24 protein-coding genes and 2 pseudogenes are annotated in these 21,893 nt (G+C 71.8%); 15 read left to right on the top strand and 11 right to left on the bottom strand.

Features of this window, described 5'->3' with window-relative positions:
* Positions 1-6: 6 nt before the first annotated feature.
* From H0S67_RS09360 to H0S67_RS09370, 3 genes are read right to left on the bottom strand one after another with little or no spacing between them, the layout of a single operon-like run.
* Positions 7-849, bottom strand: coding sequence for a septum formation family protein (locus H0S67_RS09360; protein ID WP_246355248.1), 843 nt, complete (start codon positions 847-849; stop codon positions 7-9).
* On the bottom strand, positions 846-1,676 hold the full coding sequence (locus H0S67_RS09365; RefSeq protein ID WP_246355249.1) for a septum formation family protein: 831 nt from the start codon (positions 1,674-1,676) through the stop codon (positions 846-848). The genes H0S67_RS09360 and H0S67_RS09365 overlap by 4 nt, the downstream gene beginning before the upstream one ends.
* A gap of 52 nt (positions 1,677-1,728) precedes the next feature.
* Positions 1,729-2,214, bottom strand: coding sequence for a flavodoxin family protein (locus tag H0S67_RS09370; protein ID WP_180936362.1), 486 nt, complete (start codon positions 2,212-2,214; stop codon positions 1,729-1,731).
* Positions 2,215-2,253: 39 nt separating this feature from the next.
* Here H0S67_RS09370 and H0S67_RS09375 point away from each other — a divergent pair, with 39 nt between their 5' ends.
* Positions 2,254-2,652: a hypothetical protein gene (locus tag H0S67_RS09375; protein WP_180936363.1), complete on the top strand. Its 399-nt coding sequence runs from the start codon at positions 2,254-2,256 to the stop codon at positions 2,650-2,652.
* 42 nt (positions 2,653-2,694) lie between these two features.
* On the opposite strand, the gene H0S67_RS09380 is transcribed toward H0S67_RS09375, so the two are convergent.
* Positions 2,695-3,270: a sugar O-acetyltransferase gene (locus tag H0S67_RS09380; RefSeq protein WP_180936364.1), complete on the bottom strand. Its 576-nt coding sequence runs from the start codon at positions 3,268-3,270 to the stop codon at positions 2,695-2,697.
* Positions 3,271-3,456: 186 nt separating this feature from the next.
* Here H0S67_RS09380 and H0S67_RS09385 point away from each other — a divergent pair, with 186 nt between their 5' ends.
* Together H0S67_RS09385 and leuA are read left to right on the top strand one after the other, a co-directional pair.
* Entirely contained in the window at positions 3,457-3,747 is a 291-nt protein-coding gene (locus H0S67_RS09385) for a hypothetical protein (RefSeq protein ID WP_180936365.1), read from the top strand.
* Positions 3,748-3,911: 164 nt separating this feature from the next.
* Positions 3,912-5,651, top strand: coding sequence for a 2-isopropylmalate synthase (gene leuA / locus H0S67_RS09390; RefSeq protein ID WP_180936366.1), 1,740 nt, complete (start codon positions 3,912-3,914; stop codon positions 5,649-5,651).
* A 20-nt stretch (positions 5,652-5,671) separates the two neighbouring features.
* Here leuA and H0S67_RS09395 read toward each other — a convergent pair whose 3' ends face one another.
* A complete protein-coding gene (locus H0S67_RS09395; protein ID WP_180936367.1) occupies positions 5,672-6,424 on the bottom strand; it encodes a GNAT family N-acetyltransferase in 753 nt (250 codons plus the stop codon).
* Positions 6,425-6,474: 50 nt separating this feature from the next.
* On the opposite strand from H0S67_RS09395, the gene H0S67_RS09400 reads away from it, so the two are divergent.
* Positions 6,475-7,332, top strand: a complete 858-nt coding sequence (locus H0S67_RS09400) for an alpha/beta fold hydrolase (protein WP_180936368.1) — start codon at positions 6,475-6,477, stop codon at positions 7,330-7,332.
* 97 nt (positions 7,333-7,429) lie between these two features.
* Positions 7,430-8,167: a DNA repair protein RecO gene (recO, locus tag H0S67_RS09405; RefSeq protein WP_180936369.1), complete on the top strand. Its 738-nt coding sequence runs from the start codon at positions 7,430-7,432 to the stop codon at positions 8,165-8,167.
* 9 nt (positions 8,168-8,176) lie between these two features.
* Here the strand turns inward: recO and H0S67_RS09410 are convergent, their stop codons facing one another.
* Positions 8,177-8,329: a hypothetical protein gene (locus tag H0S67_RS09410; protein WP_180936370.1), complete on the bottom strand. Its 153-nt coding sequence runs from the start codon at positions 8,327-8,329 to the stop codon at positions 8,177-8,179.
* Between the two features lie 258 nt (positions 8,330-8,587).
* Here H0S67_RS09410 and H0S67_RS09415 point away from each other — a divergent pair, with 258 nt between their 5' ends.
* The 3 genes from H0S67_RS09415 to H0S67_RS09425 all read left to right on the top strand — a co-directional run bounded on the left by H0S67_RS09415 (position 8,588) and on the right by H0S67_RS09425 (position 12,059).
* The gene (locus H0S67_RS09415) at positions 8,588-9,514 is read left to right on the top strand and encodes a universal stress protein (RefSeq protein WP_180936371.1); all 927 of its coding nucleotides are present in this window, start codon (positions 8,588-8,590) and stop codon (positions 9,512-9,514) included.
* A gap of 10 nt (positions 9,515-9,524) precedes the next feature.
* A complete protein-coding gene (locus tag H0S67_RS09420) occupies positions 9,525-10,301 on the top strand; it encodes an isoprenyl transferase (protein WP_180936372.1) in 777 nt (258 codons plus the stop codon).
* A gap of 69 nt (positions 10,302-10,370) precedes the next feature.
* The gene (locus tag H0S67_RS09425; protein WP_180936373.1) at positions 10,371-12,059 is read left to right on the top strand and encodes a sensor histidine kinase; all 1,689 of its coding nucleotides are present in this window, start codon (positions 10,371-10,373) and stop codon (positions 12,057-12,059) included.
* Between the two features lie 28 nt (positions 12,060-12,087).
* Here H0S67_RS09425 and H0S67_RS09430 read toward each other — a convergent pair whose 3' ends face one another.
* The 5 genes and pseudogenes from H0S67_RS09430 to H0S67_RS09445 form a co-directional block, all read right to left on the bottom strand.
* On the bottom strand, positions 12,088-12,486 hold the full coding sequence (locus tag H0S67_RS09430) for a Fur family transcriptional regulator (protein ID WP_180936374.1): 399 nt from the start codon (positions 12,484-12,486) through the stop codon (positions 12,088-12,090).
* A complete protein-coding gene (locus H0S67_RS27290; RefSeq protein WP_343050430.1) occupies positions 12,473-12,979 on the bottom strand; it encodes a metal ABC transporter permease in 507 nt (168 codons plus the stop codon). The genes H0S67_RS09430 and H0S67_RS27290 overlap by 14 nt, the downstream gene beginning before the upstream one ends.
* Positions 12,871-13,467, bottom strand: coding sequence for a metal ABC transporter permease (locus H0S67_RS27295; protein ID WP_343050432.1), 597 nt, complete (start codon positions 13,465-13,467; stop codon positions 12,871-12,873). Before H0S67_RS27295 ends, H0S67_RS27290 begins: the two co-directional genes overlap by 109 nt.
* Entirely contained in the window at positions 13,467-14,321 is an 855-nt protein-coding gene (locus H0S67_RS09440; RefSeq protein WP_180936375.1) for a metal ABC transporter ATP-binding protein, read from the bottom strand. Before H0S67_RS09440 ends, H0S67_RS27295 begins: the two co-directional genes overlap by 1 nt.
* Positions 14,318-15,186 (bottom strand): annotated as a pseudogene (locus H0S67_RS09445) (metal ABC transporter substrate-binding protein). Before H0S67_RS09445 ends, H0S67_RS09440 begins: the two are co-directional and overlap by 4 nt.
* 176 nt (positions 15,187-15,362) lie before the next feature.
* Here H0S67_RS09445 and H0S67_RS09450 point away from each other — a divergent pair.
* The 7 genes and pseudogenes from H0S67_RS09450 to H0S67_RS09480 all read left to right on the top strand — a co-directional run bounded on the left by H0S67_RS09450 (position 15,363) and on the right by H0S67_RS09480 (position 21,870).
* A complete protein-coding gene (locus tag H0S67_RS09450) occupies positions 15,363-15,878 on the top strand; it encodes a hypothetical protein (protein WP_180936376.1) in 516 nt (171 codons plus the stop codon).
* A 19-nt stretch (positions 15,879-15,897) separates the two neighbouring features.
* The gene (locus H0S67_RS09455; protein WP_180936377.1) at positions 15,898-16,218 is read left to right on the top strand and encodes an antibiotic biosynthesis monooxygenase family protein; all 321 of its coding nucleotides are present in this window, start codon (positions 15,898-15,900) and stop codon (positions 16,216-16,218) included.
* 59 nt (positions 16,219-16,277) lie between these two features.
* Positions 16,278-17,677, top strand: a pseudogene (locus tag H0S67_RS09460) (glycine--tRNA ligase).
* Positions 17,678-17,704: 27 nt separating this feature from the next.
* Complete coding sequence (locus tag H0S67_RS09465; protein WP_180936378.1) at positions 17,705-18,439, top strand: hypothetical protein; 735 nt, start codon at positions 17,705-17,707, stop codon at positions 18,437-18,439.
* 84 nt (positions 18,440-18,523) lie between these two features.
* Entirely contained in the window at positions 18,524-19,666 is a 1,143-nt protein-coding gene (dusB, locus tag H0S67_RS09470; protein ID WP_180936379.1) for a tRNA dihydrouridine synthase DusB, read from the top strand.
* Between the two features lie 148 nt (positions 19,667-19,814).
* Positions 19,815-20,786, top strand: coding sequence for a VldE C-terminal domain-containing protein (locus H0S67_RS09475; RefSeq protein WP_180936380.1), 972 nt, complete (start codon positions 19,815-19,817; stop codon positions 20,784-20,786).
* Positions 20,787-20,958: 172 nt separating this feature from the next.
* Entirely contained in the window at positions 20,959-21,870 is a 912-nt protein-coding gene (locus tag H0S67_RS09480) for a VldE C-terminal domain-containing protein (RefSeq protein WP_180936381.1), read from the top strand.
* The last annotated feature ends 23 nt before the right edge of the window (positions 21,871-21,893 follow it).

The following is a 21,893-nucleotide window of genomic DNA, read 5'->3' on the forward strand; positions in this document are numbered from 1 at the left end:
GAGCGGTCAGTCGGGCACCCAGCAGAGACCGTAGTTCTGCCCGTTCGCCCACTGCTGGGCGGTGGGCCACTCGTAGCTCCAGGTGAAGTCGAGCGTGTCGGAGGCCGCGGACTGGCCGGCGTCCTTGCAGATGGTCTGCCCGGCCTGCTGGGCGGCGCCCGGCCCGGGGTAGTTGGTGCTCGAGAAGTGCACGACGCGGATGGCACGCCAGCTGTGGTTGCTCGAGCAGACGACCCGGTGGAAGTCGGAGGTGCCCGGCTGGGCGGTGCCGCACATGCCGAACCGGTCGCGGCCCTCGGTGGTGCCGAGGACGCCGGCCATCCGGGTCGTCAGCGGCGCCAGCCGGCCGTCGGCGGCCACCGCGATCACGTCGCAGCGGAACCAGTCGGCCCCGGCGTCCGAGGTCTCGACCGTCGGGGTGAACCACACGGCACGCAGCATGCTCAGGTGCAGGTCGTCGAGGGTGCCACCCAGGAACGAGGGCAGCCGCCGCGGGCACTCGGACGCGACCTGCGCCTGCACGCGCTTGGAGTCCACCGCCAGCAGGTGCCCGTCGACGACGGCGTCGAGCCCGCCGACGGCGTACGTCATCGAGGTGTGGGTGCCGGTGCAGGCGACGCTGCGCACGTCGGACGTCGGCGCCACGGCCTCGTCGTAGGTCAGCCGGTAGCAGGCCCGGTCCCGCGGGGGCTTGGGCGGCCGCGCGCGGGTCGGTTTCGCAGAGGGGCTCTCCGAGGCGCTCGAGCCGCCGGGCGACGCCGACGGCGTGGACGAGGCGGACTGGTCGCCGCCGCCGGTGCAGCCGGAGACGGTGAGGAGGAGGGCCGCGAGGGCCAGCAGGCGCTTCACTGGTCCGTCTTCGCCCAGCAGACCGAGCGACGGTTGCCCGCCTGCCACTCGGCCTCGTGGAACCACGTGTAGCCGATGTCGTAGCTGACGGGGTAGCCCAGCCACGCGCCGACCGACTCCGTGCAGAAGTCGCGGGTCCGGACCTGGACCAGCCGGTCACCGGGATACGGGTCGCCCTCGTCGCCGAGCTTGATGGTGGTGACGGCGCGCCAGTCGTGCTTCTGGGAGCAGGGGATCTTGACCGACCCGGCCACCGTGTCGCCGCTCGCGCACACCAACCAGCCGTCCACCGGCTTGCCGCCGAGGAACAACCCCTTGGCGTCCTGCGGGAGGTCGATGTACTGCTTGCTCTGGTCACCGCCGCCCACGACGTCGCAGCGGTACCAGCGCGCCCCGTCGTTCCAGGCCTTCTCCGACGGGCGGAACCACGCCCAGCTGACCACGGTCCGCATCACCAGGCTCTCGTCGGCGCCGAGGAAGCCCATGAACTTCTTCGAGCAGGTCCGGTAGGCCCACGCGCCGAGGTCCTTGGAGTCGTAGTCGGCATCCTGCAGGGAGCTCGGCAGCTCGCCGACGGCGTAGGTCTGTGCGGTGTGCGGCTGTCCGCAGTCGACGACGCGGGTGGCGTTGGTGGGCTGCGCCACGTCGTCCGGCGTCAGCACCCGGCAGGCACCGAGCTCGGGCGTCTCGACGGAGTCCAGCTGGGCGGGGTCGGCGTTGGTGCCCTGGGCGGTGTCGCCGGTGCAGCCACCGAGGAGCAGGGGCGCGGCGACGGCCAGCAGAAGAGGCAGCAGGAGGGGTACGGCGAGCGCGCGGACGTGCGGCACGGCCCCTCCTCGGTGGTTCGGACTGATGTGTCCGAGATCGTACCGTCGGCGCTCAGCCGGCAAGGAGCGCCGCCAGGGTGCCGCCGAGCTCGTACGCCGCGGCACGCTCCTGCTCGCCCACGTCACCCAGGACCTCGAGCACCTCCGCGGCCTGGCGCCACGGCAGCGCGCCCACGATCGACTGCACCGAGCGCACCGCGCCGGTGGTGTCGTAGCGCCCGTGCACCCACAGCCCGTAGGGCCGCTTGCCACCGCCGACACTGCCCGCCGACCCGTCGTCGGTGAGGGCGCCGCCGGCCTCGAGGAAGATCGTGTCGAAGAAGTGCTTGAGCGCCCCGCTCATGTAGCCGAAGTTCGCGGTCGTGCCGAGCAGGTAGCCGTCGGCGGCGAGCACGTCGGCGGCGGACGCCTCGAGCGCCGGGCGCACCACGACCTCGACGTCCTCGATCGCGTCGTCGTGCGCGCCGGCCACGACGGCGTCGGTGAGCGCCCGCACGAGCGGTGTGGGGGAGTGGTGGACGATCAGGAGCCGGGGCACGCGTCAGATCCTGCCGCACCTGCTGGCAGGCTGCTCCCCGTGAAGACCGTCGATCTCGAGACCATCCGCCTGTTCCTCCACGTGCTCGCCGCGACCGTCTGGGTCGGCGGCCAGATCACCCTGGCCGCACTGGTGCCGGCCCTGCGAGCCGCGGGGACCGACGTGCCCAAGGCCGCGGCCAACGCGTTCAACCGGATCGCCTGGCCCGCCTTCGGGGTGCTGGTGCTCACCGGCGTGTGGAACGTGATCGCCGCCGACGACAACAGTGCGGCGTTCCAGCACACGCTGTCGCTGAAGTACGTCCTCGTGCTCGCCTCCGGCTTGACCGCCTACCTGCACGCCCGCGCGACCTCGAAGAGGGGGATGGCCGTCTGGGGCGCCCTCACCGGCCTGACCGCCCTCGGCGCGCTCTTCGTGGGGATGATGCTGGCGGGCTGAGGCCAGCCGGTCGGGCGCGGCCCACGGTCGCGCTCGTCATCGTCAGGCGTCCAGCGTCCTGACGACCCTGGCCGGGTTGCCGACCGCGACGACGTTCGCCGGCAGGTCCCGGGTGACGACAGCTCCGGCGCCGACGACGGTGTTCTCCCCGATCGTGACTCCGGGGCAGACGATGACGCCGCCGCCGAGCCACACGTTGTCGCCGATGGTGATCGGCGCCGCCCCCTCCCACTTCTCGCGACGGGGGCCGGGCTCCACCGGGTGGGTGGGGGTCAGCAGCTGCACGTTCGGGCCGATCTGCACGTCGTCGCCGATCGTCACCCTCGCGACGTCGAGGCAGACCAGGCCGAAGTTCACGAACGTCCGCGCGCCGAGGGAGGTCTGGTAGCCGTAGTCGCACTGGAACGGCGGCCGGATGTCGGTGTCCTCGCCGATCGCGCCGAGCAGCTCGACGAGCAGCTCCCGCCGCTCGAGTCCCGCGTCCGGGCTCAGCTGCCCGAGCCGGTGGCAGAGCACCCGGGCCCGGATGCTCTCGGCGGCGAGGTCGGGGTCGTCGGCGATGTAGGGGTCTCCCGCGAGCATCCGCTCGCGCATGGTCCGGTCGTCAACCTCGGTCATGGAGCCGATCGTGTCATGCACCGGTGCCGGGCCCGCCCCTATCGTGGACGGCATGCGGATGCCACCACTACGGCGCAGCGTGACGCTGCCGGGCGTGATCGTCGCGATGGCGGTGCTCCTGGTGGGCGCCGGAGCGGTGGCGGCCTTCGAGTCCCGCACGGTCGGCAGCTACTGGGAGGGGCTCTGGTGGGCGCTGGGGCTGAGACGACGGTCGGCTTCGTCGAGGGGTCGCCGGAGACCGTGGGGGGTGCCGTCACCTCCGCGGTCCTGATGGTGGCGGGCTTCCTGCTGCTGTCCCTGATCAGCGCCGCCCTCGCGTCGCTGTTCGTCCGCGAGGACGAGGAGCCGATCGAGGAGCGGGAGGAGGCGGTCGAGCGGCAGATCCTGGACCGGCTCGCGGCCATCGAACGACGCCTCGAGGGCCTGGACCGACACCTGGCTGACGGCGAGACCCGCGAGACCGAGCCCGAGCCGTGAGACGGCCGTCCTACCCCGCGGGAACGGTGGGCTATCGTGAACGGGTCATGATGCGCCGCCTCCTCCTTGGTTGCCGCAGCGAGGTCTGAGCCACAGCCGGACCCCCTCGCTGCGGAGTGTTGCTGCGCGACCGGCGCCCGACCCAGACGCACCAGCGAGGAATCATGACCAGCAGCTCCTTCGACATCCGCTACGGCCAGAAGCCCAGCGGCATGCCCGTCGACCGCTACCGGGCCTACCCGCCGATCGACCTGCCGGACCGCACCTGGCCCGCCAGGACGATCACCGAGGCGCCGCGTTGGCTCTCGACCGACCTGCGCGACGGCAACCAGGCCCTCATCGACCCGATGACCCCGGCCCGCAAGATGAAGATGTTCGAGCTCCTGGTCCGGATGGGCTACAAGGAGATCGAGGTCGGCTTCCCGTCGGCCTCCGAGACCGACTTCGCGTTCGTGCGTCAGCTGATCGAGCAGGACAAGATCCCCGACGACGTCACGATCTCGGTGCTCACCCAGGCACGCGAGGACCTGATCGAGCGCAGCGTGCAGTCGCTGGTCGGCGTACCCCGGGCCAACGTCCACCTCTACAACGCGCTGGCCCCCCTCTTCCGCCGGGTCGTCTTCCACGCCGGCAAGGACGAGGTCAAGGCGATCGCGACCCGCGGCACCGAGATGGTGATGAAGTACGGCGAGTCCTACCTGGACATGACCGTCATCGGCTTCGAGTACAGCCCCGAGATCTTCACCTCCACCGAGCTGCCGTTCAGCCTCGAGGTCTGCGAGGCGGTCTCCGACGTGTGGCAGCCCGAGGACGGTCGCGAGATCATCCTCAACCTGCCCGCGACCGTCGAGTCCGCGACCCCGAACGTCTACGCCGACCAGATCGAGTGGTTCTCCCGCCAGCTCACCCGTCGTGAGAGCACGGTGATCAGCCTGCACCCCCACAACGACCGCGGCACCGCCGTGGCCGCCACCGAGCTGGCCATGATGGCCGGCGCGGACCGGGTCGAGGGCTGCCTGTTCGGCCACGGCGAGCGCACCGGCAACGTCTGCCTGGTGACGCTGGGGATGAACCTCTTCAGCCAGGGCGTCGACCCGATGATCGACTTCTCCGACATCGACGAGATCCGGCGCACGGTGGAGTACTGCACCCAGCTGCCGGTCCACCCGCGCCACCCCTACGCGGGCGACCTGGTCTACACGGCGTTCTCCGGCTCCCACCAGGACGCGATCAAGAAGGGCCTGGAGGACCTCGACCGGCGGGCCGCCGAGCAGGGCGTCCCGGTGGGCCAGCTGCCGTGGGAGGCGCCGTACCTGCCGATCGACCCGAAGGACGTGGGCCGCTCCTACGAGGCGGTGATCCGGGTCAACAGCCAGTCCGGCAAGGGCGGAGTGTCCTACATCCTCAAGGCCGAGCACAAGCTGGACCTGCCGCGTCGCGCGCAGATCGAGTTCAGCCGGGTCGTGCAGGAGCGCACCGACACCGAGGGCGGCGAGATGTCGCCGGACGAGATCTGGACGGTCTTCTCCGACGAGTACCTCCACCGCGAGGCTCCGCTGAAGCTCAACTCCGTGCACACGTCCTCGGCGGCGGGGGAGAAGGACAAGCTCACGGTCAACGTCTACGTGGACGGCGAGATGCGGACCCTCGAGGGCAGCGGCAACGGTCCGATCGCGGCGTTCGTCAACGCGATCAACGAGCTGCCCGGCGCCGATGGCGAGACCCGTTTCGACGTCCGCGTCCTCGACTACGCCGAGCACGCCCTCTCCTCGGGTGGCGACGCGATCGCGGCGGCGTACGTCGAGTGCCTCGTCGGCGACCGGGTGCTGTGGGGCGTCGGGCTCGACCCCAACATCGTGACCGCGTCGCTCAAGGCCGTCACCAGCGCCGTCAACCGCGGCTGACCTACCGGCCGGCGTCCTGGTCAGTCCTCGACGGCCAGGATGCAGGCGGTGGCCCGCCGCTCGAAGCCGAGGGCGCGGTAGACGCCGGCGGCCTCGTCCGTCGCAGCGGAGAGGAACACGGTGCGGACGCCCGCCTCGTGGCAGGCGGTCACGAGTCGCGCGGTGACGGCGGCGCCGAGCCCGCGCCGGCGCGCCGAGGGGACCACGGCGATGCCCATCAGCTCGGCGACGTCCCCGCGCGGGGCGGCCGAGCCGCCGCCCACCACGGCACCCGAGGCGTCGTACGCCGCGACGACGACCAGCAACCCCTGCGCGATCATCTCGACCTGGCGGCCCGGCTCCTTCCCCACCACCTGGTCGCGGCCACGGAAGGCTGCGCTCACGGCGCCGAGGACCAGCGGAAGGTCGGGGTCGTCAGACGTGAGCACCCTCGTCGACGGGTCGCACGCGGGCAGCGTCGCGTCCTCGGGCAGCACGAGGAGCGGGCACGACATGGGGTCGCGCCCGGCGGCGCGGACGGCCGGGAGCAGCGCGGGCGTGACCTCGTCGACCCACTCCAGGGCCCGCGGCACCCCCAGCTCGGCCTGCCGGCCCAGCACCCGGCGCACGTCCTCCGGGGTCACGTCGGGCTCCGCCCCGAGCCGCGGCCGGGCGTAGAACCGCCAGCCCGTGGCCGGGTCGGCGAGGAAGAGCGTGAAGGGGCCGACCTCCTCGACGGTGGCCACCGCGCGGGGGACGGTGTCGTAGTAGGTCTCGATGCGGGTGAGGTCCACGGGGAGAAAGGTCCCAGCCGGGGCCACGGGGAGCAACTACATTGCTGGACATGCTGGTCTCCGAGCGCATTGGGCAGTTCTTCGTCGAGGGTGACTCCGGCCGCGACCGCCTGGAGTACACCGAGTACGGCTCCGGGGACGCCTGGGTCGTGCTGCTGCACGGCCAGCTGATGCCCCGACGCATGCACCAGCCGCTGGCCCGCGCGCTCGCCGCCGAGGGCCTGCACGTGGTCACCCTCGACCTCCTCGGCCACGGCCGCTCGGACCGGCCGGCAGATCCGCTGCTCTACTCGATGACGGCCTTCGGGGAGCAGGTCGTGGCCCTGCTCGACCACCTCGGAGCGCCGCAGGCGGTGATCGGGGGCACCTCGCTCGGCGCCAACGTCTCGCTCGAGGTGGCCGTGATCGCGCCCGAGCGGGTGCGCGGCCTGATCATCGAGATGCCGGTGCTCAACAACGCCCTGGAGGCCGGCATCCTGACCTTCGGCCCGCTGCTCTTCGCGGCGCGCTTCCTGCCGTTCACCGTCAACGGCCTGCGGCTGTTGACCCGTCCGATCCCGCGGGGGCTGGTCCCGTTCTGGGTGGGGATCGGGCTCGACACGCTCGACCAGCGTGCGGAGTCGGTCGCGGCGGTCGTCCACGGCCTGTTCTTCGGCCGGGTCGCCCCGTCGTCGAGGCAGCGGCGGGGCATCCAGGCGCCGGCACTTGTGGTGGGGCACCCGATAGACCCGATCCACCCGGCCGCGGACGCCGCCATGCTCGCCGAGGAGATGCCCCGCGCGACGTTCGTGCGCGCCCACAGCATCCTGGAGTGGCGGGTCGCCCCCGACCGGCTCAACCGGGCGGCGGTCGGCTTCGCCCTCGGCTGCTGGAAGGCCCCGCGGCGGCAGCGGCGGACCGGCCGCTGACGGCTCCCGGTCGACACCGGAGCCGACATCGGAGCCGACACGCGAGGCGGTTGGCGCCACCTGCAGGCCGACGAGGGTCGCGGGGGAGAATGGTGCAGTGCTCTACCGTGACGAGGCGATCGTGCTGCGCACCCACAAGCTGGGTGAGGCCGACCGCATCGTCACGCTGCTGACCCGCCACCACGGGCGGGTCCGCGCGGTCGCCAAGGGCGTACGCCGCACCACCTCACGCTTCGGCTCCCGGCTGGAGCCGTTCACCCACGTCGACCTCCAGCTCGCCGAGGGGCGCAACCTCGACGTCATCACCCAGGCCGAGACGATCACGCCGTTCTCCTCCGGCCTGGGCCAGCACTACGACCGCTACACCGCCGGCACGGTGATGCTCGAGACCGCCGACCGCCTGGTCGCGGAGGAGAAGGAGCCGTCCGTCCAGCACTTCCTGCTGCTCGTCGGCGGACTCCGAGCGATGGTGGCGGGGGACCGCGGACCCGGTCAGGTGCTCGACTCCTACCTGCTGCGCTCGCTGGCGGTGGCGGGCTACGCCCCGTCCTTCGAGCACTGCGCCCGCTGCGGCACCCTGCCCACCACAGGGAACACGCACCGGTGGTTCAACCCGTCGATGGGCGGAATGCTCTGCACGACGTGCCGGATGCCCGGCTCGGTCAGCCCCGCGCCGGAGACGGTCGTGGTCCTCGGTGCGCTGCTGGCGGGGGACTGGCCCGTGGTCGAGACGACCGACGCGCGACACCTGCGGGAGGCCAGTGGACTGGTGTCGGCGTACCTCGCCTGGCACCTCGAGCGGGCCCTGCGCTCGCTCGAGCACGTCGAGCGCTGAGCCGGCCGGTCAGTCCGAGGAGTCGAGAGCCTCGCGGCCGTGGATCGTGGAGATCCACACCTCGCACATGGTCGCTGTGACCCCGTCGTCGTCGGGGTAGGGCGGCCGCCCGAACGCCTCGAGCAGCAGGCCCTCGTTCATCCGGACCAGCGCGTCCGCCATCCGCTCGGGGTTGCCACCCTGAGGAGGGTACGCAGGAGGGCCTCGCAGCGCCTATGATTCGCGACATCGCGTGTGACGTAGCGTCACCGCGATCTCGGAGCCAGTCGGGCCGGCCGGTACAGGGGGCGGCCGGGCCGACTGGTGAGACCGCCCCGGCGCATCGAGGGCCGTTGGTCCCCGCCCGGACGAAGAACGCCCCTGCCGGGGAGGCTGCCCTCCGCGCAGCATCGAGGTGACGCCGCCGGAGAGGGGACAACGATGACGGGCACCTCGACGCCTCCGGTGGTCGTGGGCGTGGACGGCTCCTCGGGCAGCCTCACCGCGGTGAGGTACGCCGTCGCCGAGGCCGGGCGGCTCGGCACCGGCGTGCGCCTGGTCCACGTGACGCCGGACTACACCCCCACCACGCCCATGCTGCCCCTGATCAGGGACGACTTCGAGCAGGTCGGACGGCGCATCCTCCGCGAGGGGGCGGCACTGGTCGGCGAGACCGATCCGTCGTGCGAGACCACCAGCGAGCTGCGCTCCGGACCCACCGTCTCGACCCTGCTGGAGGCGGCCGAGGACGCTCGTCTGGTCGTCCTCGGGAGGGAGCACCACTCGCTGGCGGAGGCCGTCTTCACCGGGTCGACGACGATCGGGGCCGCCGGACGGGCCACCTGTCCGGTCGTGTCGGTGCCACCGGCCTGGTCCGCCGCCGAGCCGCGTGGCCGCGTCGTCGTCGGAGTGAGGTCGCCGGCGCACTCCACCGAGCTGCTCGGCCGGGCCTTCGCGGCGGCCGAGGCCCGTGGTGGACGGCTGGTGGTGCTGCACGCCTGGAAGCTGCCGGGCTCCTACGACGACATCGTCGAGGCACGCACCCACACCAACGACCGGGTCAAGGAGATCGAGGGCCAGATCGACCCGCTGCTCGAGATGTTCCGGCGCAGCCACCCCGACGTGGAGGTCGAGCTCGCGGTCGTGCACGAGCAGCCGGTGCGCGCACTGCTGCGAGCCGGGGACGCCGCGGACCTGATGGTCATCGTCCGCCGTGCCCACGGCCTCCCGCTGACCTCCCACCTCGGTGGCACGGCCCGCGCCCTGCTGCACCACGCGAAGTGCCCCATCGAGGTGGTGCCGCCGCAGGAGGTGCTCGCCGAGATGGAGGGGCTGGTGCTCGAGGAGGCCGGGGTCGTCCAGAAGTAGGCTCGCCTGCGTGAGACGACCCGTCAGGCCGCCGACCCCGCACCCCTCGGGTGCCCGACCACCCGCCGTGCCGCGCGACCTGGTGCCCCGGCACGTCGCCGTGGTGATGGACGGCAACGGACGCTGGGCCAAGGAGCGGGGGCTGCCCCGCACCGCCGGCCACGAGCGGGGCGAGCACTCCCTCTTCGACGTGGTCGAGGGCGCCATCGAGATCGGCGTGAAGGCGGTCTCCGCCTACGCCTTCTCCACCGAGAACTGGTCCCGCTCGCCCGACGAGGTCAAGTTCCTGATGGGCTTCAACCGCGACGTCATCCGCCGCCGTCGCGACGAGATGCACGAGCTCGGGGTGCGGGTCCGCTGGGCCGGGCGCGCCCCGCGCCTGTGGAAGTCGGTCATCCGCGAGCTCCAGGTCGCCGAGCAGCTGACCCGGGACAACGACGTCCTGACGTTGACGATGTGCGTCAACTACGGCGGTCGCGCGGAGCTCGCCGACACCGCCCGCTCCATCGCCCGCGAGGTCGCTGCGGGCCGCCTGAACGCGGAGAAGGTCGACGAGAAGGTCTTCGCACGCCACCTCTACGTCCCCGAGCAGAGCGACGCGGACCTGATCTGGCGGACGTCGGGGGAGCAGCGGCTCTCGAACTTCATGCTCTGGCAGGCGGCGTACTCCGAGCTCGTCTTCTCCGACGTGCTCTGGCCCGACGTCGACCGTCGCCACCTGTGGGCCGCGATCGAGACCTACGCACGCCGCGACCGCAGGTACGGCGGCGCCGAGCCGCTGGCCTGAGCGTTTCGTCGGCGGTGGCGTGCGCAACTCTGCGATCCTGAGCGCTGTGGCTCGTGGCGAGGAGAACCGATGTCTGAGGTGAAGGCACCCCGACGCGGGCCGGGGCTCTCGGGCCGGCTCCTCTTCTCCGACGCGCCGGACCCCCGGATGCTGCAGGGCGTGTTCGCGGCCCTCTTCGTGCTCGACCTCGTGCTCCGTCACGTGGACGGTGCGTTCCCGGGGGTCACGTCCTGGCCGGCGGTCGGCTTCGTGGTGACGCTGGTGGCGTGCCTGGCCTCGGTCGTGGTGCCCTGGGAGCGCGTGCCGGCGTGGAGCGTCGCCGTCCTCCCGGTCCTCGACCTCGCGGCCCTCGGGCTGTCGCGGCTGGACGTGCAGAGCACGGGTGCCGGCATCCTCGCGGTCGTCCCGGCCCTCTGGCTGGGTCGGCTGCTCGGCCGGGCGGGCGCAGTAGTGGCCGTCGCCGCGGCCACGTTCCTCCTGGTCGTCCCCGGCCTCGCCTACTTCGGCCTGAACGGCGTGACCGTCTCCCGCTCGCTGATGATCGTCGTGGTCGTGGCCTGGACCGCACTCGCGATCGCCTCGGCGCTCGAGCGGGTACGAGCCGGCCGGGACGAGGCGGAGGCCGGCCGGGTGGAGCTGGCGTCGGCCCTGGAGACGATCGAGCACCAGCGCCGGGTCTCCGACGCCATCCTCGACACCGTCGACGTCGGCCTGGTCCTGCTGGACCACGAGGCGAGGTACCAGTCGATGAACCGCCGGCACGAGGACTTCATGCGGCTCGCCTATCCCGACGGGCACGACGGGATGGCGGGCCAGCTCGGTCATGTGTACGCCGCCGACGGCACCACGCCGCTGCTCCAGGAGGAGATGCCGACCCTGCGCGCCAGCCGGGGCCAGGAGTTCGACGACTGCCGGATCTGGGTCGGCGACGACCCGTTGACCCGTCGGGCGCTCTCGGTGTCGGCGAGATCGGTGCGTGACGAGCAGGGGCGGTTCGTCGGCGCGGCGCTGGCCTACAAGGACGTCACCGACTTCATGCGGGCGCTGCAGGTCAAGGACGAGTTCGTCGCCTCGGTCTCCCACGAGCTGCGCACCCCGCTGACCTCGATCTCGGGCTACATCAGCATCCTGCGCGAGCGCGAGGACCTGGCGCCGGAGGTGCACTCCCAGCTCGAGGTGGTGGACCGCAACAGCGACCGGCTGCGCCGTCTGGTCGCCGACCTGCTGCACACCGCCGAGGCGGACGAGGGGCCGATGCACGTCGTACGCACCAGCACCGACGTGAGCGAGATCGTCCGTGAGTCGATCCGGGCCGCTGCCCCGGCGGCCAAGGCGGCCGACATCGACCTCGAGCTCGACGCCCCGGACGCCCTGGCCGTCTTCGTCGACCGCCAGCGGATGGCCCAGGTGGTCGACAACCTGCTCTCGAACGCGCTGAAGTACACGCCCGGTGGCGGCCGGGTCCGGGTCTCGCTGGGCGTCGACGGAGACCGGCTGGACCTCGCGGTGGCCGACACCGGGATCGGGATCGAGGCGACCGACCGGGCCCGGCTCTTCACCCGCTTCTTCCGCGCCCGCCACGCCGAGGAGCAGTCCATCCAGGGCGTGGGCCTCGGCCTGAGCATCACCCGGTCCATCGTCGAGAGCCATGGGGGCCGGATCGAGGTGGACAGCGAGGTGGGCTGCGGCAGCGTCTTCCGGGTCCGGATCCCGATCGACGTCGAGCAGCCCGCGCAGCCGGCCCGGGCGCCCAGCTGACGGCCCAGCTGAAGGCCCAGCTGAAGGCTCAGCTGCAAGCCGGGCAGCTCCCGAAGATCTCCAGCGTGTGGCTGACGTCGGCATACCCGTGCTCGGCCGCCATCGACCGGGTCCAGCGCTCGACGGCCGGCCCCTCCACCTCCACCGTGGCCCCGCAGTGGCGGCACACGAGGTGGTGGTGGTGGCTCTCGGAGCACCGGCGGTAGACCGCCTCGCCGTCCTCGGAGCGCAGCATGTCGACCTCGCCGGCATCGGCCAGCTTCTGCAGGGTGCGGTAGACCGTGGCCAGCCCGACCTTCTCGCCGCGCTGCCGCAGCAGGTCGTGGATCTCCTGCGCGGAGCGGAAGTCCGCGAACGATGCGAGTGCCTCCGCGACGGCGCGGCGCTGGCGCGTGGGCCGCAGCGGGCCGGGGTCAGTGCTCGTCATAGTGCGTCCCGTGGGGTGCGTGGCGGTGACCGTCGTGGACGTAGTCCACGTGGTCCTCGTGCGGTACGGCGACGTGGCCGCAGGTCGGCCCGTGCTCGTGGGGGTGACCCTCGGTGACCTCGTGCTCGTCGGGGTGGCCGGCGGGGAAGGGGGCCCGCAGCCGCTGCCGGGACCGGAGGAACACCCCCAGCGGCCAGGTCACCATGAAGCCGGCGAGGGCGAGCAGCACGATCGTCGGGCCGGGTGCGACCCGGGCGTGGAAGGACGCGAACGCCGAAATGACCAGGCCGCCCAGCGATGCGCCGGTGCCGATCGCCATCGAGGCGGCCAGCGTGGTGCGGAACGACCGGGTCACCTGCTGGGCGGTCGCCACCGGGACCACCATCAGGGCCGAGACGAGGAGCAGGCCGACGGTGCGCATGGCAACCGTGACGCTGACCGCGGCGAGCACGGCCACCAGCACGTTGTAGACGCGCACGTTGAGCCCGGCCACCTTCGCGAACTCCGGGTCCTGCGCGACGGCGAAGAGCTGGGGGCGAGGCCCACGCAGACGACCACCACGACCGCGGCCAGCACGATCGTGACCCACACGTCGGTGCGGGAGATCGTGGTGATGGAGCCGAAGAGGTACTCCTGCAGCCGCGAGGCGCTCTGCCCGCCGAGGCCGGTGAGGAGCACACCCCCGGCGAGGCCGCCGTAGAAGAGCAGCGCCAGCGCCACGTCGCCGTTCGCGTGCCCGCGCTCGCGGATCACCTCGATCGCGACCGCGCCGAGCACGGCCACCACCACCGCGGTCCAGGTGGGGGAGGTGCCGGTGAGCAGACCGAGGGCGACGCCGGACACGGCCACGTGACCGATGCCGTCACCCATCAGCGACAGCCGGCGCTGCACGAGGTAGGTGCCGACCGCCGGGGCCGCGAGGCCGGTGAACACCGCGGCGAGCACCGCGCGCTGCATGAAGGCCAGGGTGAAGAGCTCCATCAGGACCCTCCCTCGTTCCGCACGGAGTCGCCGTCCAGGGGCGAGCCGACGTGCGGGGTGTGGTCGTGGTGGGCGGCGTCACGGTGGTGCGTGTGCCCGCCGAGGTCCGGCTCGAGGCCGACCCGGGGGACGGCGTGGTCGTCGAGGGGCAGCCCGTCGTAGACGATCCGGCCGTCGCGCATCACCACCGCACGGTCGACCAGCGGTGCCATCGGGCCGAGCTCGTGGGCCACCAGGACCACGGTGGCGCCGCGCCCCTTGAGGTGGCCCAGCGCGTCGGCCAGGGCCCGCTGGTTGGCCAGGTCGACCCCGGCGTTGGGCTCGTCGAGGAAGAACAGGTCCGGCCGGCCGGCCAGGGCCCGGGCGATGAGGACCCGCTGCTGCTGGCCGCCGGAGAGGTGCGAGACCCCGTCGCGGGCGCGGTCGGTGAGCCCGACCACGGCCAGGGCCTCGTCGACGGCGGCGCGGTCGTCCCGGCTCAGCGGGCGCAGCAGGCGGCGCCGGGTCAGCCGCCCGGAGGCGACCACCTCCCACACCGAGGCGGGCACACCAGACGCGGCCGAGGCGCGCTGGGGCACGAAGCCGATCCGCTGCCAGTCGTGGAAGTCCGGCAGCGGGACGCCGAAGAGCTCCAGCGTGCCCGCCGTCAGGGGGTGCAGCCCGGTCAGCGCGCGCACCAGCGTCGACTTGCCGGAGCCGTTGGCGCCCATCAGCGCGAGGAACTCCCCGGAGTGCACCGCCAGGTCGATGCCGCGCAGCACCGGGCGCCCGCCGATGGAGACGGCGCCGTCGGCCAGGTGCACGGGGTCGGCCGGCTGGAGGTGTTGGTCGGGTGCGAGGCGGGGGGCGTTCATCGGCATCCGTTCGCCTTCTCGAGGGCCTGGAGGTTGCTGTGCATGAGCGAGAGGTAGTCCTGGCCGGCCGTCCGGTCGCTGAGCCCCTCGATGGGGTCGAGGACCGCCGAGTGGATGCCGAGGTCCTGGGCCAGCGTGTCGGCGGTCTTGGCGCTGACCAGCGTCTCGGAGAACACCGTGGTGATGCCGTCGGAGCGGATCAGGTCCTGGAGCCGCCCGAGGTCGGCGGGCGTCGGCTCGGCGTCGGGGAGAGGCCGGTGATCGGCTCGACGTGCAGGCCGTACTTGCGCAGGTAGCCGAAGGCGTCGTGCGTCGCCACGATCGTGTGGCGGGCGCAGTCGGCCAGCCCGGTCGCGTACTCGTGGTCCAGGGCGACGAGCTGCCGGCGCAGGGCGCGCGCGTGGGCGTCGTACGCCGCCGCGTGCTTCGGGTCCGCCTTCGACAGCTCCGCGGCGATCGCGTCGCCGACGTCGGCGAGGCGCAGCGGGTCCTGCCAGAAGTGTGGGTCGAGCTCGTCGGGCTGGTCCGCGAAGGGCTCGAGGTCGGCGACGGTGGCCGCGTCGAGGGTGGCGCCCTGCGCGTTCTGCGCGACGCTGTCGTCGACGGCCGGCTGGAAGCCCTTCTCGTAGACGACCAGGTCCGCCTCGGCGATCGCGACGGTCTCCTTGATGGTCAGCTCGAGGTCGTGCGGCTCCGCACCCGGCTGGGTCAGGTTGGTGACGTCGACGCGGTGCCCGCCGATGCGCTCGGCGGTCCAGGCAAGGGGGTAGAACCCCGCCGCGACCCGCACCTTCCCCGAGTCGTTGCCCAGCGAGCCGCACGCCGTGGTGGCAAGCAGCAGGCCGAGGACGAGCAGGAGCCGCATGAGAATGATTCTCAGGGCGATTGAGAATCATTGTCAAATGCCTCGCTGGGTCGGCACTCCTCGACACGTGGCCGGCGCGAGTCCCGGCCCGTCGAAACTCCGAAAACGCAAGGCGCAGCCCTCGTACCTGTCTACGCTGACGGCGTGCTCCAGGTGCGCAGGCTCGGAGTGGGCCGGTGAAGTACGCGAACTACCGAGCCGCCTGGATCCCGGTCCCGCCACTCCTCGCCCTGGCGGTGACGGCGCTCCTGCGCCTGGACCCCGGGGTCGAGGCGCTGCTCCTGCTGGCGACGCTCATCGCCCTCGGCATGGCGACGTTCATCGCACTGTCGCCCGGGGTGGTCATCGACGGCACCCGGCTGGTGGTGTCGGGGCGCGAGGACTGCAGTCGGCGGCCGGGAGGCGGCGTCGACCTCGCCAACCTCACCCGGGTGCGCTCGGTGAGCTACCAGGCTGGTCGGGTCTCCGGACGTGGCCTGGCGGTGTTCCGCAACCAGTTGCTGCTCGAGGACGCCGAGGGCGGGCAGGCGATGTTCTGGGCGTGGGGCTGGACCCCGAAGGCGCCGCTGCAGGAGGCCCTGCGCCGCGCCGTGACGTCCAACCGGGCCCGGATGGACCTGATGTCCTACTGGCGGCTGGGGTTCAGGAACGACAAAGGTGCGCGGATCAGCCCACTGCGACGGTTCATCTGAGGCTGGCTAGGGTCGCGGTGTGATCGTCGTCAACCGGTTCCGTGTCCCCGAGGTCGACGCCGAGGCGTTCCGCGCCGACGTCGAGCTCGCCCACTCGACGCTGGCCCGGGGGAAGGGCTACGTGGGCGGAACCGTCGGACGCAACGTCGACGACCCCACCCTGTGGGTGCTGAGCACCACCTGGGAGAACGTCGGGTCCTACCGACGCGCCCTGTCGTCGTACGACGTGAAGCTGCACGCCGTGGCCGTGCTGAGCCGGGCGATCGAGGAGCCCAGTGCCTTCGAGGTGGTCGAGCCCGAGACCGTGCTCAATACCGGGTCGCCTCGGTCGTTAGGCTGAAGCCTCCGACCGCCCGAACCGACCGGCAGCCAGCCGGCCATCCTGAGGAGCACACCGCTGTGGCCAAGCCGCCCGCCTCGACCCTCGACCACGTCGTCTCCCTCTGCAAGCGCCGGGGCTTCGTCTACCCCTGCGGCGAGATCTACGGCGGCACCCGGTCGGCGTGGGACTACGGCCCGCTCGGCGTCGAGCTGAAGGAGAACATCAAGCGCCAGTGGTGGCGCTCGATGGTCACGCCCGTGAGGACGTCGTCGGCCTCGACTCCAGCGTGATCCTGCCGACGAGGACCTGGGAGGCCAGCGGCCACCTGAGCACCTTCAGCGACCCGCTGACCGAGTGCCAGTCCTGCCACAAGCGCTTCCGCGAGGACCACCTGCAGGAGGACTACGCGACGAAGAAGGGCATCGAGGACCCCGACACGGTCGACATCAACGAGTCGGTGGCCTGCCCCAACTGCGGCACCCGCGGCGCGTGGACCCCTCCGCGCGAGTTCAACATGATGCTGAAGACCTACCTCGGCGTCATCGAGGACGAGTCCGGCCTGCACTACCTGCGTCCCGAGACCGCGCAGGGCATCTTCCTGAACTTCCAGAACGTCGTGACGTCGAGCCGCAAGAAGCCGCCGTTCGGCATCGCCCAGATGGGCAAGAGCTTCCGCAACGAGATCACGCCCGGCAACTTCATCTTCCGCACCCGCGAGTTCGAGCAGATGGAGATGGAGTACTTCGTCAAGCCCGGCGAGGACGAGGAGCTGCACCAGTACTGGATCGACGAGCGGACCCGCTGGTACACCGACCTCGGCATCAGCCCGGACAACCTGCGCCACTACGAGCACCCGAAGGAGAAGCTCAGCCACTACGCCAAGCGCACCGTGGACATCGAGTTCCGCTTCGGCTTCTCCGGCCGTGACTTCGAGGAGCTCGAGGGCATCGCCAACCGCACGGACTACGACCTGACCCAGCACAGCAAGTTCTCCGGCCAGGACCTGTCCTACTTCGACCAGGCGGCCAACGAGCGCTACGTCCCGTACGTCATCGAGCCGGCCGCGGGCCTGACCCGCTCGCTGATGGCCTTCCTCATCGACTCCTACACCGAGGACGAGGCCCCCAACACCAAGGGCGGCGTCGACAAGCGCACGGTGCTCAAGCTCGACCCGCGGCTCGCGCCCGTCAAGGTCGCGGTGCTGCCGCTCAGCCGCAACGCCGACCTCTCGCCCAAGGCCCGCGACCTGGCCACCGAGCTGCGCCGCAACTGGAACGTCGAGTTCGACGACTCCGGCGCGATCGGCCGCCGCTACCGCCGCCAGGACGAGATCGGTACGCCGTACTGCGTCACCGTCGACTTCGACACCCTCGACGACCACGCGGTCACGGTGCGCGAGCGCGACACCATGAAGCAGGAGCGGATCGGCCTCGACTCGATCACGTCCTACTTCGCCGAGCGTTTCGTCGGCTGCTGAGGGGCGCGGACAATGCACACTCCGGTCATGCGCTCCCGTCACGCCGCCACCGCCCTGCTCGCACCGGCGCTGGTGGCCGTCCTGACCCTCGCGGGCTGCTCCGGCGGCGACACCTCCAAGGACCCGTCGGCCGGCTCGGGGTCCTCCTCGGCCTCGGGCTCCGACACGCCCTCGAGCTCCGGTTCGACGACCGCGAAGCCCTACCTGCCGGTCCCGGACGGGGTCGAGCTCACCGACCAGGGCAGCACGCTCAAGGTCGGCGACCACGCCGTCGTCGCCTACGAGCCGCGCCAGAAGCAGGTCGGCGTGCTGGACATCAAGGTCACCGGGCTCGAGAAGACCACCTTCGCCAAGTCCTTCCAGGGCTGGCAGCTCGACAAGGCGACGCTGTCCACGACGCCCTACTTCGTGCACGCGTCGGTCAAGAACGTCGGCCGGACCGACCTCGGCGGCCGGTCGGTGCCGCTCTACATCGTCGACGGCCACAACACCCTGATCGAGGCGTCGACGTTCGCCAGCACCTTCAAGCCGTGCCCGAGCCAGCCGTTCCCGGCCAAGTTCAAGCACGGCGACCGGGTGAAGTCGTGCCTGGTCTACCTCTCGCCCAAGCACGGCGACCTGACCGCCGTCAGCTTCCGTCCCACCCAGGACTTCAACCCGATCACCTGGACCGGCAAGCTCACGACGGTCGGCGCGGAGCCGACGAAGAAGGGCGCCAAGGCAAGCCAGTCCCCGAAGGCGAAGAAGTCCTCGAAGGGCTGACCAGGCCGGTCCCCGGGGCGTGAGCCGAGCGGGCCGGTGCCCCCGAATTTTGGGCTCCGGTGCGGGGCGTCCGACAATGTGCGCATGCCCCGCACGCTGCCGACCTCGCTGACCCTCGGGTCGCTGGTGGTCGACACCCCGGTGGTGCTGGCGCCGATGGCCGGCATCACCAACGCGGCGTACCGCCGCCTGTGTGCCGAGCAGGGTGCCGGACTGTACGTCTGCGAGATGATCACCTCCCGCGGCCTGGTCGAGGGGGACCAGCACACCCGGGACATGCTGGTCTTCGACGAGCTCGAGACGGTCCGCTCGGTGCAGCTCTACGGCACCGACCCCGTCTACGTCGGCAAGGCCGCGGAGATCCTCTGTGCCGAGTACGGCGTCGCCCACATCGACCTCAACTTCGGCTGCCCGGTCCCCAAGGTGACCCGCAAGGGTGGTGGGGGAGCGCTGCCGTGGAAGCGCGTCCTGCTGGGCCAGATCCTCGAGGCCGCCGTCGCCGCTGCCGCGCCGTACGACGTGCCCGTCACCATGAAGACCCGCAAGGGCATCGACGAGGACCACCTGACCTACCTCGACGCCGGCCGGATCGCCCAGGAGTCCGGCGTCGCCGCGATCGCCCTGCACGGCCGTACCGTCGCGCAGGCCTACTCCGGCGAGGCCGACTGGGACGCCATCGCGCGGCTGGTCGACCACGTCGACATCCCGGTGCTGGGCAACGGTGACATCTGGGAGGCCGGCGACGCGCTGCGGATGGTGGAGCAGACCGGGGCCGCCGGAGTCGTGGTCGGGCGCGGCTGCCTGGGCCGCCCGTGGCTCTTCCGCGACCTGGCCGCCGCGTTCGCCGGCGAGCAGGTGGCGACCCTTCCCACGCTGGGCGAGGTCACGGGCATGATGCGCCGCCACGCCGAGCTGCTGAGCCGCCACATGGGTGAGGTGCGGGGCTGCAAGGAGTTCCGCAAGCACGTGTCGTGGTACCTCAAGGGCTTCGCCGCCGGCGGGGAGCTGCGCCGCTCGCTCGGCCTCGTCGACAGCCTCGCCGCCCTGGACGCGCTGCTCGCCGAGCTGGACCCCACCGAGCCCTTCCCGACCGCCGAGCTCGGCACGCCGCGCGGGCGCCAGGGCTCGCCCCGCAACCGGGTCGTGCTGCCCGAGGGCTGGCTCGACGACACCGACGGCAGCGACTGCGGGCTCCAGGAGGACGCGGGCGAGGCCACCGGCGGCTGACGAGCGTCGGCATCCCCCAGATGGGGGGTAGTAGCGCTCGTCGGGTAGCCCATCTGTGCTTCACTCGACACCCGCCGCCGGCTCGCGACCCGATCCGGGCGGTGGTCTCGGGCGGCCCCCTGTCAGCAACCCCAAAGGAATCATCGCTGTGGCCCACAGCCACAAGCGGGAGACCCCTGCCCGCCGCAAGCTCAAGTCTGCCCTCGTGGCCGGCCCCCTCACCGTCCTGGCGACAGGCACCGCCATCACCGTCGGCGCGATCGCGACCCACCTGGGATCGGTCCACCACGATGCGATCAGCTCGCAGGGCGCCACCACCCAGGTGTCCCGCAGCTCCGACGTCGTATCGCGCTCGGAGTCGCGCCTGGCCCAGGTGCGTGGCGAGCGCTACCTCGAGCAGCTGAAGAAGGCCGACGACGCGCGGCAGACCCAGCAGGCGATCCGCCACGCCCACGAGCACCTGTGGACCACGGCGCCGCTCAACCTGTGGACCGGGCCGGAGACGAACGCGAACCAGGTCGGGCTGGTCGACGAGGGCACCAAGGTCCTGACCACCGGACGGCGGTCCGGCGACCGCGCCGAGCTGGTCGTGGACGGCAACGCGCGCTGGGTCACCGCGGCGTACCTCTCCGTAGACCGGCCGCGCCCTCCCAAGCCGCCGAAGCCGCCGAAGTCGCCGAGCACACCCGCGGCCTCGCCCTCCGACACCCCGTCTTCGACGCCGACGCAGACACCCTCGACGACGCCGTCCACCACCGGCCTGTCGACCGCGCCGTGCCCCGACGGCAGCGTCGAGAACGGGCTGACCTCCGAGGCCGTCCTGGTCTACCGCGCGGTGTGCCACGCCTTCCCGCAGATCCAGACCTACCTCGGTTGGGACGCGCACGGTGAGCACGCCTCGGGCAAGGCGATCGACATCATGACCAGCGACAAGGCGCTCGGCGACCAGATCGCGGCCTTCCTCCAGTCGCACGCCTCCGAGCTCGACCTCTACGACGTCATCTGGTGGGACCGGATCTGGACGCCGGTGCGGGCCTCGGAGGGCTGGCGCGACTACGGCGACCACGGCTCGCCCACCGCCAACCACATGGACCACGTACACGTCTCGACCAACGGCTGAGCCGGCGACGCGCCGGAGGGTGACCGGAAACACGTACCCCGAACGAGGGGGGCGATTTGCGATCGCGTAGTCCGTCTGTGCTTCACTCGTGGATCCGTTGCCGTCTCGTCACCAACGATTTCGGTGGCGTTCTCGGACCACCCCCCGTCAGCAACAGCAAAGGATCAGCGCTGTGGCCAACAGCCACAAGCGGGACACCGATGCCCGCCGCAAGCCCAAAGCCGCCCTCGTTGCGGGCCCCCTGGCCCTCCTGGCCACCGGGACCGCCGTGACGCTCGGCGTCCTCACCCAGGACCCGACCTCGACCGACACCCTCGTGTCGCAGGGCGCCACCACCGACATCTCGCAGGTCCGTGAGCCGGTCGTCTCCCGGTCGGACTCGCGCCTCGCCTCGGTGCGCGGCGAGCGGGTCATCCTGCAGATGCAGGACGCCTACGACGCCCGCAAGACCAAGCAGGCGATCGAGAACGCCCACATCCACGTGTGGACCACCGCCCCGCTCAACCTGTGGACCACGCCGGACGGCGACGCGAAGAAGGTCGGCCTGGTCGACACGGGCAAGAAGGTGCTCATCACCGGGCGCCGTACCAGCGACCGCGCCGAGCTCGTCGTGGACGGCAAGTCCCGCTGGGTGTCCGCGGGCTACTTCACCGAGGACAAGCCGGTCGCGCAGAAGGTCTCCACGACCACCTCGGCCCGCACCGCGGCCCCGACGACGGCCGGCCTGTCGACCGCGCCGTGCCCCGACGGCAGCGTCGAGAACGGGCTGACCTCCGAAGCCGTCCTGGTCTACCGCGCGGTTTGCCACGCGTTCCCGCAGATCACCACGTACGGCGGTTGGGACGCGCACGGTGAGCACGCCTCGGGCAAGGCGATCGACATCATGACCAGCGACAAGGCGCTCGGCGACCAGATCGCGGCCTTCCTCCAGTCGCACGCCTCCGAGCTCGACCTCTACGACGTCATCTGGTGGGACCGGATCTGGACGCCGGAGCGCGCCTCCGAGGGCTGGCGTGACTACGGCGACCAGGGCTCGCCCACCGCCAACCACATGGACCACGTGCACGTCTCGACCAACGGGTGAGGTGTCGGCGCGGCTGAGTAGGG

Origin of the sequence: Nocardioides ungokensis, from assembly GCF_013466985.1 — a bacterium.
Classification (GTDB): Bacteria; Actinomycetota; Actinomycetes; order Propionibacteriales; family Nocardioidaceae; genus Nocardioides; species Nocardioides ungokensis.

Excerpts from the sequence above, each read along its gene's own strand:
- H0S67_RS09380 (WP_180936364.1), bottom strand. The coding sequence starts at position 3,270 with ATGACCGAGGTTGACGACCGGACCATGCGCGAGCGGATGCTCGCGGGA.
- leuA (WP_180936366.1), top strand. The coding sequence starts at position 3,912 with ATGACCAGCAGCTCCTTCGACATCCGCTACGGCCAGAAGCCCAGCGGC.
- H0S67_RS09400 (WP_180936368.1), top strand. The coding sequence starts at position 6,475 with ATGCTGGTCTCCGAGCGCATTGGGCAGTTCTTCGTCGAGGGTGACTCC.
- H0S67_RS09410 (WP_180936370.1), bottom strand. The coding sequence starts at position 8,329 with ATGGCGGACGCGCTGGTCCGGATGAACGAGGGCCTGCTGCTCGAGGCG.
- H0S67_RS09415 (WP_180936371.1), top strand. The coding sequence starts at position 8,588 with ATGACGGGCACCTCGACGCCTCCGGTGGTCGTGGGCGTGGACGGCTCC.
- H0S67_RS09425 (WP_180936373.1), top strand. The coding sequence starts at position 10,371 with ATGTCTGAGGTGAAGGCACCCCGACGCGGGCCGGGGCTCTCGGGCCGG.
- H0S67_RS09430 (WP_180936374.1), bottom strand. The coding sequence starts at position 12,486 with ATGACGAGCACTGACCCCGGCCCGCTGCGGCCCACGCGCCAGCGCCGC.
- H0S67_RS27295 (WP_343050432.1), bottom strand. The coding sequence starts at position 13,467 with ATGGAGCTCTTCACCCTGGCCTTCATGCAGCGCGCGGTGCTCGCCGCG.
- H0S67_RS09440 (WP_180936375.1), bottom strand. The coding sequence starts at position 14,321 with ATGAACGCCCCCCGCCTCGCACCCGACCAACACCTCCAGCCGGCCGAC.
- H0S67_RS09465 (WP_180936378.1), top strand. The coding sequence starts at position 17,705 with ATGCGCTCCCGTCACGCCGCCACCGCCCTGCTCGCACCGGCGCTGGTG.
- dusB (WP_180936379.1), top strand. The coding sequence starts at position 18,524 with ATGCCCCGCACGCTGCCGACCTCGCTGACCCTCGGGTCGCTGGTGGTC.